The sequence below is a fragment of the Nocardia sp. NPDC005998 genome (assembly GCF_040614395.1).
Lineage (GTDB): Bacteria > Actinomycetota > Actinomycetes > Mycobacteriales > Mycobacteriaceae > Nocardia.
The window spans coordinates 167,823-180,469 of sequence record NZ_JBEXUI010000013.1; the positions used below are offsets into that span (position 1 = coordinate 167,823).

10 protein-coding genes are annotated in these 12,647 nt (G+C 65.6%); 6 read left to right on the forward strand and 4 right to left on the reverse strand.

What is annotated here, in order from left to right:
* Position 1: 1 nt before the first annotated feature.
* The gene (locus ABZ293_RS20125; protein WP_355182617.1) at positions 2 to 1,063 is read right to left on the reverse strand and encodes an alpha/beta hydrolase family protein; all 1,062 of its coding nucleotides are present in this window, start codon (positions 1,061 to 1,063) and stop codon (positions 2 to 4) included.
* 111 nt (positions 1,064 to 1,174) lie between these two features.
* Positions 1,175 to 2,572: a metallophosphoesterase gene (locus tag ABZ293_RS20130; protein ID WP_355182619.1), complete on the reverse strand. Its 1,398-nt coding sequence runs from the start codon at positions 2,570 to 2,572 to the stop codon at positions 1,175 to 1,177.
* Positions 2,573 to 2,729: 157 nt separating this feature from the next.
* On the opposite strand from ABZ293_RS20130, the gene ABZ293_RS20135 reads away from it, so the two are divergent.
* Positions 2,730 to 4,052: an MFS transporter gene (locus tag ABZ293_RS20135; RefSeq protein ID WP_355182621.1), complete on the forward strand. Its 1,323-nt coding sequence runs from the start codon at positions 2,730 to 2,732 to the stop codon at positions 4,050 to 4,052.
* A gap of 1 nt (position 4,053) precedes the next feature.
* On the opposite strand, the gene ABZ293_RS20140 is transcribed toward ABZ293_RS20135, so the two are convergent.
* Positions 4,054 to 4,428: a VOC family protein gene (locus tag ABZ293_RS20140; protein WP_355182623.1), complete on the reverse strand. Its 375-nt coding sequence runs from the start codon at positions 4,426 to 4,428 to the stop codon at positions 4,054 to 4,056.
* Between the two features lie 118 nt (positions 4,429 to 4,546).
* On the opposite strand from ABZ293_RS20140, the gene ABZ293_RS20145 reads away from it, so the two are divergent.
* The 5 genes from ABZ293_RS20145 (at position 4,547) to ABZ293_RS20165 (ending at position 10,254) form a co-directional block, all read left to right on the forward strand.
* Entirely contained in the window at positions 4,547 to 4,948 is a 402-nt protein-coding gene (locus tag ABZ293_RS20145; protein WP_355182625.1) for a nuclear transport factor 2 family protein, read from the forward strand.
* Positions 4,949 to 5,387: 439 nt separating this feature from the next.
* On the forward strand, positions 5,388 to 7,022 hold the full coding sequence (locus ABZ293_RS20150) for a hypothetical protein (protein ID WP_355182627.1): 1,635 nt from the start codon (positions 5,388 to 5,390) through the stop codon (positions 7,020 to 7,022).
* Positions 7,023 to 7,219: 197 nt separating this feature from the next.
* Positions 7,220 to 8,521 (forward strand): glycosyltransferase 87 family protein, encoded by a 1,302-nt coding sequence (locus ABZ293_RS20155; protein ID WP_355182629.1) that lies wholly within the window; start codon positions 7,220 to 7,222, stop codon positions 8,519 to 8,521.
* A 75-nt stretch (positions 8,522 to 8,596) separates the two neighbouring features.
* Positions 8,597 to 9,751: a M14 family zinc carboxypeptidase gene (locus ABZ293_RS20160; RefSeq protein WP_355182631.1), complete on the forward strand. Its 1,155-nt coding sequence runs from the start codon at positions 8,597 to 8,599 to the stop codon at positions 9,749 to 9,751.
* Between the two features lie 206 nt (positions 9,752 to 9,957).
* Positions 9,958 to 10,254, forward strand: coding sequence for a hypothetical protein (locus ABZ293_RS20165; protein ID WP_354958695.1), 297 nt, complete (start codon positions 9,958 to 9,960; stop codon positions 10,252 to 10,254).
* On the opposite strand, the gene ABZ293_RS20170 is transcribed toward ABZ293_RS20165, so the two are convergent.
* A complete protein-coding gene (locus ABZ293_RS20170; protein ID WP_355182633.1) occupies positions 10,251 to 12,581 on the reverse strand; it encodes an Rv1355c family protein in 2,331 nt (776 codons plus the stop codon). The genes ABZ293_RS20165 and ABZ293_RS20170 overlap by 4 nt on opposite strands.
* Positions 12,582 to 12,647 lie beyond the last annotated feature (66 nt).

Consider the following 12,647-nt stretch of genomic DNA (forward strand, 5'->3'; position numbering starts at 1 on the left):
GTCAGGAGATATCGCCGAGCCCGTTGCTGAGCACCGGCCACGAATCCTTCAGCGCGCGTTCCCAATAGCCCCAGGAATGGGTGCCGGTGGGTTCGAGATCAAAGGTGGCGGGAATGCCGAGCTGATTCAGCCGGTCTCGCAGATTGCGAGTGCACCAGGCCGTGGCTCCCTCGATGGCGCCGCCCATGGTCACCTGGAGCGGGAGCCCACCTTCCGCCGGGGTCTGGGTATGCGGATCGGTGGGATTGTCGTAGGGGCCCGGCATTCCACTCCCCGCCGACAGGTACAAATTCAACCCGCGCAGCCCCTCGGCATTCACATACGGATCATGGGCCGCCCACATCGGATCCTGTGGCGGCCCATACATATTCACCGGATCTCCGTGCCCCTTGCGCACCGACATTTCGACGAACGCCTGTCCGACCGGATCACTGATCTGCGCACACCCGCTGAACGCGCCGACGGAGCTGTACCGCCCGGGACTCGAAATCGCCAGCGACAGCACCGATGTGCCGGACGTGGAGATCCCCGCAATGGCATTGCGCCCATTGGTCCCCAGCGCCGCATCGATCAACGGCGGCAATTCGCGAGTCAAATACGTCTGCCACTTATTGACTCCCAACACCGGGTCCACCGCACGCCAATCGGCGTAGTAGCTGTACGCCCCGCCGATCGGCTGCACCACATTGACGTTCTTATCGCCGAAAAACCGCATGGCATCGGTCTTCGTGGCCCACGTCGAACCATCGGTGCCGCCATCCACCCCGGCCAGCAGATACACCGTCGGCCGCGCCGCACCGGTATCCGCAGGCCGCTGCACCTGCACCGAAAGCTCCCGGCCCATCGCTCCCGAATACACCGTCAATGTCAGATTGCGAGCATCACGAATATCGACCGCGGCAATCCTCGACCCATCCTCGGTCGTCACCGACGCCAACACCGAACCGTTGGCAATGATCGGGTCCGGTGCCGCGTTCGAACGAACTCCGGCCGCGATGGACCCACTCCCGAGCACCGCCGCGGCGGCGACAACCGAGGCCAATCGAAGACCACCAACACCCATCGGCTCCCAACCTCTCCCGAATCGGCCGCACTGAACATCACGCCCGTTCCCGTATACAGCACTCAGCACGTTTGTGCACACAGGTGGCGGTGGAAGCCGCGCCGCTCGTAACTACCGGCCAGCCCGCAGACCGGAGAAGTCGCGGAGTACGACGTGATTGCGGTCGGCGCAGCTGCCGAGTGCGTGATCGGGGTGCAGGCCGAGGTATTGGCGGCGGGTGCGGGTGCTCCAGCGTCGGGCGGATTCGGTGCGGGTCTTGTAGAAGTTGATCGTGTACCCGCCCTCGTAGAGGCGCAGCAGACTGTAGCCGCCCGGATATTCCTTGGTGGCCGCCACTTCCAGGAATTCGACATCGACACCGGAGTCGGGACGGTTGCGGCGATTGCGGTGGGTGTGCCCGCAGTGGTGCAGGAATACGCCGGGGGTGTCGCGATAGAGGGTGTGCAGGGCGGCGGCATTCGTGCGGTCGAGGACGAATCCGGGGCCACCCGGATTGCTCACCGCCGCATGGGAAGTCACCGGATGGTGGCCGAATACCAGGGTGGGTCGGTCGGGGTCGGCCGCGAGCACCTCACGCAGATGCGCCAGTTGCGGTGCCACGATGGTGCCGCCGGATCCGCGCAGCCGGGTGGTGTCGAGGCCGATCATGCGCAGTTCGCCGACACGATGCTCGACCAAGCGCTGGCGAGCATGAAATACCTTGCCCCAGTGGTCGATTCGGTGCGCATCCGGCTTATCGTGGTTACCTCGGCAGACGAAGTAATCGCGGCCGAGGACACCCCACCCGTCGAGCCGCTCGCGCACGCCGAGGCACTGTTCGAGGGTGCCGGTATCGGTGAGATCACCCGCGACGATCAGCTGATCGGCCGCGCGGTCGGGTCGGCGCAGATCATCGAGCAATGCCGTCAGCATGAAGTCCGGATAATGCTCGGTATCGTGGCTAAGACCCGTGGGCAGTCCGGCCACGACCAGGCCGCTGCTGTGTTCCCCGTAGTGCACATCGTTGGCGAGTGCGATGGTGTGCAGCAGCCGTCCCGGCGGCGGGGTAGCGGTGGTGAATGTGCCGGTGGATTCGGGCGTTCCGGCGCGGCGGGTCACCAGGGTGCGGGCGGGGACGGCGCGGCGCCCGTCCGAATAGGCCTCGAACCGGTAGGTGCGGCCGGGCTCGAGTCCGGTGAGTTCCGCGTAGTGGTAGGCGGTCGGCCGGGAGTCCAGGTAGTGCGGCTGCGCCGACAACCGGCCGTCGACCGGTGCGATCCTGACCTCGGTATCGGCGGGTACCGGGCGGGTCCGCCCGTAGCGGTCGCGGGCGCGCGTGGTCCAGGTCAGGATCGCCGAGCGATCGGTCACCGTGACCACCTCGAGGTCGGTGGCCACCATCGAATCCCGACGCACCCGAACGGAATCGGCGACTCTCGGGTGCGCGTAGAGCGGAGTTCGCACGGTGACCGCTGCGGCGCCCGCTGCCACATTCGCCAGCCACAGGGTCCGAAGTCGCGGATCGAGCATGGTGATCTCCGTTCGCCTCTGTCCCCGACGGTACGGTTGCCGGTTGAACGCTCGGCTCCGCGCACATGACAGGTCGGCTTCCGTTATCGAACATTCGAGCGGTATCGCCGGGCGTGGGGATTTGACTCCGAACCGGATCCGGGTCGAGAGTGCGCGGATGGGTGGAACGACCGAGGTGTCCCGCGCGACGTTGCGCAAGGTCACGATTCGTTTGGTGCCGTATCTCGGGCTGTTGTATTTCATCAACTACCTGGATCGGGTCAATATCGGATTCGCCGGACCCAGCGGGATGAAATCGGATCTGGGACTGACCGAAACGGCGTTCGGATTCGCCTCCGGCATCTTCTTCATCGGCTATCTCGTATTGGAAGTGCCGAGCAATCTGGCACTGCACCGGTTCGGGGCGCGGCGCTGGATCGCCAGGATCATGGTGAGCTGGGGTGTGGTCGCCACCGCCATGGCATTCGTGCCCAATGAGACCTGGCTCTACATCCTGCGATTCACGCTGGGTGTGGTCGAGGCCGGATTCTTCCCCGGCATCCTGCTGTATCTCACCTATTGGTTTCCGCAGACCCAGCGCGCGAGAATCGTCGCCTTGTTCATGACGGCGGTGCCGATTTCGACCGCATTGGGTTCGACGGTATCGAGTCTGATCATCCAGTACGGCGACGGTGTCTTCGGACTCAGCGGCTGGCGTTTCATGTTCCTGGTCGAGGGACTGCCCGCGATCGCGCTCGCGGTCGTCACCTGGTTCTTCCTCACCGACCGACCCGCACAGGCGAAGTGGCTGACACCGGCGGAAAGGGACTGGCTGACCGCCGAACTCGACGCCGAGCAGGCGGCACGCATCGAACACTGGACGGTGCGCAAGGCGCTCACCCATCCGCGTGTGCTCGGCCTTGCCCTCATCTATGGCGGCATCGTGTACGGCCTGTACGCGCTCGGGTTCTTCCTGCCCACCATCATCACCGGATTCCAACAGCAGTACGGCACCCACTATTCGGTGGTGCAACGCGGGCTCATCAATGCGGTCCCATACGTGATCGGCGCCGTTGTCATGGTGGTGTGGAGCAGGCACGGTGACCGGACGGGCGAGCGGGCCTGGCATGTGGCGCTGCCCGCGCTGGTCGGCGGGCTCGCGATTCCGGCGGCGCTGTATCTTGGCAATCCCTTCGCCGCAATGGTCGCGGTCACCGTGTGCGCGGTCGGTGTCCTCGCCGCGCTGCCCACCTTCTGGGCGCTGCCGAGCACATTCCTCTCCGGTGCCGCCGCGGCTGGCGGTATCGCCCTGATCAATTCGATCGGCAATGTCAGCGGGTTCGTCGCACCGTACGTGACCGGCGCGTTGAAGGATCTGACCGGCACCCAGCGCGCCGGACTGTGGGTCGTCGGCCTCGCCATGATCGGCTCCGCCGTCGGCGTCCTCGCCCTGCGATCCCGAATCCGCACCGCGCCAACGGATTCGGGAGTTCGGCGCTGAGTCAGCCCGCTCGCTCGGCCGCACTCCGCTCGACGCAGAACTCATTGCCTTCCGGATCCAGCAGCGTGACCCACCCGAGCCCATCGGCGCTGCGATGGTCCTCGTAGAGTGTTGCGCCCAGGTCGAGGATCCGGCGCACCTCTTCGTCACGGCTGCGTTCGGTGGGCATCCAGTCGAAGTGGATCCGGTTCTTCACCGTCTTGTCCTCGGGTACTCGGAGGAACAACAGGCCGGGAACTTCGGACGGTGATTCGACCAGGGCCTCGTCGGCGCCCGGCCCGTCCTCCTCGGCTATCGGCCATCCGGTGACGGCACTCCAGAACGTCGCAAGTGCATACGGATCGGCGCAATCCACGGTCACATGGCGGAGGATCATCCAACCGAGCGTAGCCATCCAGCCCCGCCCTGTGCGCGGGTCGGCGGGCCACTGCTGTGCTACGGCTCACCGGCCTTGCCCTCTGGTTGATTTAGAATGATCCTTCTAATATGGGCTCATGAGCAATCGAGATGTAGTCGACAAGTTCTACAAAGCAACGCAATCCGGTGATGCCGCCGCGATTCTGGCGGCGCTGCATCCGCGCTTCGAAGGCTGGGTGGCCCCGGGAATGCCCAGCGTCGAGGTCACTCAGGCGCATGGCCCGGAAGCGGCACTCGCGGGCATCTGGGGGCCGGTATTCCGTGACTTCGCGATCGCCCCGTTCGCCGAGGAGTGGTTCGACGGCCAGTACGACACCGTCATCGTCACCGGCCACTATCGCGGCACGGCCCGCGCCACCGGCAAGCATGTCACCGCCGAATTCGCCCACATCTGGCATATTGCCGACGGCAAGCTGCTCGCCCTGCATCAGTACACCGACACCTGGTACTGGCGCGAGGCTTTGTCGGCCGCGGCCTGATCGCAAACTTTCGCGGCCGAGCAGCGGGATGATGGCCGCATGTCAATGGATCTCGCCGCATTCGTTCGTGGCCTACCCGAGGCGAAGATCCGAATTCGCCTGACCTATCGACCGGTTGGCGGCGACACGCCCGATCATTGCGACACCCCTTGAATGAACCGACTGGTCGGGCTGTTTGCTGGCGGCAAACATCCGGTTCGCAGCGCACCGAGGCCGTTCAACCGCGTGGTCATCGCGCCGCGGGACGGCGTCCGCGAGTACTAAATCGTCGTTAAATCGAAACCTGCGATGCGTGTGTCGCGCGCGGCGCGCCGCGACACAACCCAGCGACGGCAAATTGACAGTTTCGCTGGCAACGGTACATCGACTATGAATGTCTGGTGCCGTTCCCACGCGTGATCATTTGTCCGCCGTTGAATCTCTCCCGCGGGGAGTCGATTTGACCATCGAGCATCATCCCATCGAGGACGAGGTCGGACAGCTCGCGAGGAGGGTCGAGCGGGCCCGAGGGCGACTGGCCTATCAGTTCGATCCTGCGCTCACCGAGGCGCTGTCCGAGGACGAGCTGATCGCCGAACGCGAGCTCGCCGAGAAGATTCGCGGCGAGGATCGCGCGCAGCGATGGAAACAGGTTCAGGCCGCGGCCGCCGCGGCCGACCGCGCAAGGCATACCACCGAAGCGATCGAGAAGGCCGATATCAGAGATCTACTGGTAGCCCGCAAGGCAATTGCGGCGCAGCGGCGGGAGTCGAGCCCGCATGCCAAACTGGCGTCGCTGTACCGGCACCGTGGATGGTCACTGCGCGCGCTGGCGGGTGTGGTGGCGGCGGGCATGCTGTGGTCCGCGGTCAATGTGCAGCACAACATCGCACCGGGCGGGCCGGGCGATCCGCTGTACTGGTTCAGCTATCTCATCGAGGCGATGATCAGTGTCTGCCTGATCATCATCATGGTCGGCACCAATAAGGTCGCCGAATGGGGTGTCATCGATAACCGCCGACAGGTCGCCGCGGCCGAAATCGCCCTGCTGACACTGACGGTCACCCTCAACACCTACCCGTACCTGCGCGACGGGGAATGGTATGAGACCGGTGTGCACGCGGTCGCGCCGGTCATGATCGGTGTCGCCCTGCTCATCCACGATGCCGCGAGCGCCCGCTACGGCCTGGCCATCTACCGGGCCACCGAGCAGGTTCGCGAGTTACCCGATCCGGCCGAGCAGATCCGGGAAAAGCTCCCGACGATCACCACGTACCGCGCGAATGCGCTCGCGGCCCTGGTGGCGTCGGAATCGGGTAAGGAGTCCGCGGAGTCGGCCCAGGTGTCCCGAGCGGCCACCGCGAACCAGGACGCGGAGCTGGAAGTCGAAGCGATCGTGGAGGCCGAAGAGGCCGAGGTCGAGGAGCCGGCCGAAACGGCCGAAGGGGAAGACACTGCCGCACAGGGTGATCCGGCCACCGTGGCCGAGATCGATCCCGATACGCGCCGAGCGGCGAGCAACGGCAATGGCCGCGCCGGGGCCGAGAACGGCAGTGCGCCGGGCAATTCGGCGCCGACGGCACCGGAGCAGCGGGCGACGCCCGCCAAGCCCGAGAGCCGCCCCGCGGTCGCCAAGGAACCGGTCGCGCCGGTGGTCGCGAAGAACAACCCCTTCGCTCCGCCATCCGATCAATCGGGCGCCGCCGCCGAGACTGCGCCCGTGCCCAAGGTCGAGAGCCGACCGGCGAGCCCGCAACCTGCCAAGACAGCCGCCCGCAAGGCGGCACCGGCTGCCGCCGAGTCCGCTCCCGTCTCGGAGGGCAAGCCATCGGTGGTGTCGACGTTGCGCAGGAACAGTTCGTCCTCGGCGGTAGCGCGCAAGACCAGCTCGCTCGAGGGGCGCAAGGACAGCAGGTCGACCGAGAACACCCGGGGCAAGGGCAACGCGCCCGCCGATCCGGATCCGCACCTTCAGGTCGTTCGCACACCCGATATCCACGACACCGGACAGTTCCGCATCGCCGAGATGCTCGAACAAGAACTTGCCGAACTACAGGCGGAGCGCAGGCGGGCCAGGGCGAGCAGACAACGATGATCTCGGCGCTTGCCAGCCCGGGAGACTTCGGGGCATGATGCAGGCTCGGGTCATTAGGTACGTTAATAACTGGCGACCGCTGCGGGTATCAGGTGTGGGAACGAAGGGATGGATCGGTCCAGTGATGAGGTCTTACCACTCAGCAGGATCCAGAACCATCAGTTCCGCGTCGGCACTGTCGCTTTCATAGCGAAGCGGTGCGAGACACCCGGAAGCTGGAGTTTCCGCGCACGGGCCCAGCGATATACATCCTCGCCGGGAGCGCCCTGCTGTCGGTGATCCTGCTGTTCACCACCATCGATCCCTTCCTGGACAAGGGCGGGTTCCTGGTCGGCGGGCTGGACGTGCACATCTATCGGGACGGTGCGTTCCGGATCGTGCACGATATCCCGCTGTACACCGAGCCGACCATGCGCGGGCTGCTGTACACCTACACGCCGTTCTCCACCATCGCGTTCGTGCCGATCTATTTGGTCCCGTGGGGGTACGTCACGAACACCTGGCTGGTGTTGAACCTGGGCGTGCTCATCGGCTGTGTGCTGCTCAGCTGGCGGCTGCTCGGGTACCGGATCACCACTCGGCTGGTCGTCATCAGTGTCCTGCTGGCGGCCACCTGCGTGTTCATCGAACCCGTCCGCCAAACGCTCTACTTCGGGCAGATCAACCTGGTGTTGATGCTGCTGATCCTGTTGGACGCGCTGCGCGACGACTACGGGAAGGTGCGCGGCATCGGCGTCGGACTCGCGGCGGGGATCAAACTCACCCCGATCTACTTCGTGGCGTACTTCGTGGCCCTGCGCCAATGGCGTTCGGCGATCACCGCATGCGTCACCTTCCTCGCCTCCATCGCCTTCGCCTGGGTCATCCTGCCCGCCGATTCGCGGGAGTACTGGACCTCGACGTTCTTCCAGTCCAATCGGATCGCGGTGGATACCCACCCGGCCAACCAATCCATTCGCGGTGTCATCGCGCATCTGCTGGATCGGCCGGCGCCGATGTGGCTGTGGCTGCTCGTCGCGGGGTCGATCGCGATCGCCAGCCTGGTCGTCACCACGGCGCTGTATCAGCGCGGTGAGCGGCTGCTGTCGATCACACTGGCCGGTCTGACCGCCTGTGCGGTATCGCCGTTCTCCTGGGGACACCATTGGGTGTGGTTCGTGCCGCTGCTGGTCTATCTGGTGCACAAGGCGCGGGACAATTGGCGCTGGTGGGTCGCGGCGGCGGTGCTGTTCGCCGCGACCGCCGCGTGGACCTATCACTGGAGCAGAACCTGGGTGTCGATCGGGGTGTTCCTGCTGCCTCCGTGGTGGCCGATCACCAAGGTGCTGATCAACGGTTACGTCATCGCCTTCCTCGCGGTGCTGATCGGCGCCTGGATCCACCTGCGCCGCGACGGGTGGTCGGCGCTCAGCGAGCGATCGGCCGAGCGCTCGATCCGGTTGCCACTGCTGCGACGTCGCGACCCCGAATCCCCTTCTTACCCAACTCCTTGTCCATGACCAGCGCCGGAACCCGGTGCGGGAGGCCGGGTTTGCGGACAGCGTAAGGTGGAGGGCATAGGGAGGGGAGGACCTATGCGCGTATTGTGTTGGTGGGCTACCGGTATCGCGGCTTTGTGCCTATCGGGGTTGGTTGTTCCGGGAAGCGCTGGGGCGCAGACCTATTACGGCGGATACCACACCGCTGCCGATATGCTGTCGCACGCGCAGGCCGTCGGCCGCACCTATCCGGGTATCGCTACGGTCTATGACATCGGCGAGTCCTGGTTGGCGACACAGGAACGCGGTGGACATCGGCTCCAAGCGATCTGCCTGACGGGTACCGCGCAGGCGCCCGTACCGGTCAAGGCCATCGCGAAGGCCGGGTTCGGGCCGGTTCGACCCGACGGATGTGCGTTGTCGACGGTGTCGAACAAGCCGAAGCTATTGCTGTTCGCCCAGATTCACGCCCGCGAGATCACGACCGGCGAGCTGATGTGGCGCTGGATCGACTACCTCGCCGACGGCTACGGTATCGACCCAGAGGCGACCTCGGTGCTCGACAGTACCGAGGTCTGGATCGTGCCGGTTGCCGATCCAGACGGTGTTGACATCGTCTCCGCCGCCGAGGGCCGTCCCGGGTTCCAGCGCAAGAATGTCGACGACACCGGACCGACCTGCACGACCGAGGATCTGGGCATCGGTCGCGGAGTGGATCTGGAACGGAACTTTTCCGGGCGGTGGGGTGCGGAGGGCGCCGATGCGGACCCGTGCGCGCAGGAATACCGGGGTGTTGCTGCGGCGTCCGAACCGGAGACGCGGGCGTTCGAAGGGCTGATGTCGGCGATCTTCGCCGATCAGCGTGGCGGGCCGGGCATCGGCGACGTCCCCGACACTGCCACCGGACTGCTCATCGACCTGCACTCCTTCGGAAATTTCGTGATCACGGCAGCGGATACCACACCCGAGGACGGCGTCCGACTGCGGAATCTGGCCGCGAAGATCGCACCGGCCGGTTTCACCTCGGGCACCTCCCTGGATACCGTCGGCTATCCGATCTCGGGAACCAGCATCGACCAGGCCTACCGCGCGCTGGGGATGGCGGCGCTGGTCATGGAGATCGGCCCGGACACGGCGGACTGCGCCGGATTCTTCCCGGAGTACTCGTGTGTGGATCGGTTGCTGTGGCCACAGATCAGGCAGGCGTTCACCGCAGCGGCACGGGCGGCCGCCGCACCATACCGCCAATAGGGCAAAGGCTTTGCGTTCTCTTTACCAGCGGATTCCCTCCGCTTTCAGCCCGAAATCGATCCTTGCCGGGCACGTCAAGCGGAGTTACCTTTAGCTCCTGCGCCGCGAAGCAATCCGGTTACCCGAAGATTGCTACACCCGCTCGACGGGAGGTTACTTCGATGTCGCACGAACATATTGCTCGGCCGGGCCGGAGGTATACCGCAATGACGAAGAAGAGGACGCAGCCCGCGCCCATGTTCAAGGTGACGGTGGTCAACGCCATTCACCAAGATGTCGATGGGTACGGCGACAGATGGGTCGCCACACTGGACCACGAGAATATGCGGGTCGACTGGATTGCCGCAGCGGTCGCCAAGGATGCGCGGACGGTCCGGGTCTGGTGCGATGACTGTGGGGCCAGCGTTCACCTGTGCCCCGAAATCCGCGAACACCTTCCGGCGGATGTGCGCAAAGCGCTTGCTGCCGCATGGGAGCACTACCACCCGACGTACCACGCCTAGACGAATTCGAGTACCTGACACAGCGGACGACGCACTGAGCGCGCCGTCGGCGGTCCCGCGTAGGCGAGCCGGAACAGCAGCACCTCGGCATGATCCGGCCCGGTCTCGAACAGCCGTCGATAGCGGTCGCGCAGCTCCCGGAGTTCGGCCTGTTCGTGCCTGGACAGACCGTTGCCCCCGCCGCGCTCGAGTCGGGCGAAGAGGTAGGGCAGCGCCGTCATCGGTTGCAGCGCAATGCCTTCCGCCGTCGCGGTGAGCCACATCCGCTGCATGGCGCGACCGCCACGCAGATAGCTTTCGCGTGACACACCGGGCACCGTCAGCAGCCCCACCGCGGCAGCGCTCGCCACCGTGCCGCGGGAAAGGTCTTCCAGTGCCCGTCCGCCACCGATATCGGCGAGGCACTGCGCCACGCGCCACTGACTCAGCAGCCGCAGTGCCGCGCGTTCGGCCGCGGTGAGTTCCGCGGTGGCGATATCGAGCCCATAGGGTTTGGCCCGTACCTCCTCGGGCGTCCATCGGTAGCCGCCCATCGCGTCGCGATGCATGGCCCGGTTCAGCAGGCCGATCCGGTCGCCCGCCCCAATCAGCGCGCCGATTTCGGCCAACTCCGTTCGCTCGCAGCGCAGTTGCAAGTGACCGCCGGATTCGGCACAGACCGCGGCCAGCGATTGCGCCACCCCCGCACCGAGCGGGCGACGGGTATCGCGACGCCGATTGGTGATCCGCGCCGTGATCTGCGCGACGAGCGGCGAGGCCTCGAATTCCGGTGCGACGGACAGTTCGACCGTGCCGACGAGGTGAGTGTCATTCGGCCGCGGCCAGGTTCGGATTCGCGTGTGCAGACCGAGATGTCCGGCCGCCAAGTCGATATTCTCGAATAGCGCGCCGAAGGCGACCCAGGTTGCGCCGTGTGCGAAGTCGAGGCTCGGCAGGTCGCGGGTCGAGTCGTGGCGGCATTCGAGGATGGCGTCGTCGCGATGCCAGGTCAGCGCCCACGGCTGGGCATTGTGTGCGGAGGGCGCCAGCGCGCCCATGGCCGCGATCCAACGCGCTGTCTCGTCGGACAACGTGCCGCGCTCCGCCGGTTCCGGTGGCAGCGACGGGGCCGCCTGCGCCTCGTCGGCGATCGCGAATAGTGGTGTGGCGGAGACCGGTTCGTGATGGGTTCGGTGCCTCGCATCGATCAGTTCGGCCGGATCGACGTAGTAGCGTCCCGACCCGACCGGCTCGCCGAGCAGCAGTCGCCGCGCCGCATCCGCGACTATTGCGCCGCCGAGTGCCACCCCCGAGGCGAGCTGTGGCCAACTGCCGATCGTCTGCCCGACCTCGGGCAGCGATGCCGCCGCGCGGGTGCTGAGCCGGTCCGCGTCGAGGATTTCGAGGACGAACGGGACCTTGTCCGCCGCGCTGAGATCGCGAAGCTCTTCGGCCCGTACCGAACCGAGCAGACCGTGGAAGATGGGCCGATCCGCTTCGACATCGAAGCGTTCGATATCGAGCAGGCCGCGATCGCCGGTCTGCATGATCACCGGAATGCCGTGGACGCGCGCCCGCTCCCGGAGCAGCACCTTGGTCGGCAGATCATCGCATTCCTCGACCAGCAGATCGAGACCACCGCCGCCGAGCAGGAAGTCATCGATGGCCTCTGGCCGAATTCCCTTCGGACACAGTTCTATTCGCAGATACGGATCGATCTCGAAGAGCTGCCGGGCCGCGATGACGGTCTTCGCTATGCCGAGGTCGGCCACGCGCGCGCGGATGCGGTTCAGATTCGACAGGCTGAGGCGGTCGAAGTCCGCGATCTTGAACGAACCGCCGATCCCCTCCTGTGCCAGAGTGAGCACCGCGGCGTTGCCGACCGAAAGCCCGACCACACCGATCCGCATGCGTGCGAGCCGCTGCTGTTCCGTCGGAGTGATGCAGTAGCGGTTGCGATCCGTGCGCACCTCCCGAAACTCCATCTCGGGCAACACATGTACGAGATCGCCCGACCACGGATACCACACCCACACGCCGTACTCCGTGGATTCCTTGCCGTTCAGATGCCGATGCGCGCGCCGGTCCACTTCGGCACGCGAACAGGCGGGGTCTCGCGCGGAGATGAGCTGACGCAACTGTTCGCGAACCGTGTCATGTACCCGTTGCACGGTCGTGGCGGCCAAGAGCGCGGATAATGCCGACCGGTCCCGCGCCAGGGCGAGATCGAAATGAATTGGCCGCCATTCAGAAATGTCGCCATTCTTACTCGCGAGCTCACGGAGACCCCGGCCCAACTCGTTGCGCAAAACCCCTCCCGGTAGGTACGTGCGGATCCGTCCTACCAAGGTCTACACCCGACTTGTCGGTAACTAGTTATGTTTGAGCAAGCCGCAATCAGCCCAATACCTCTG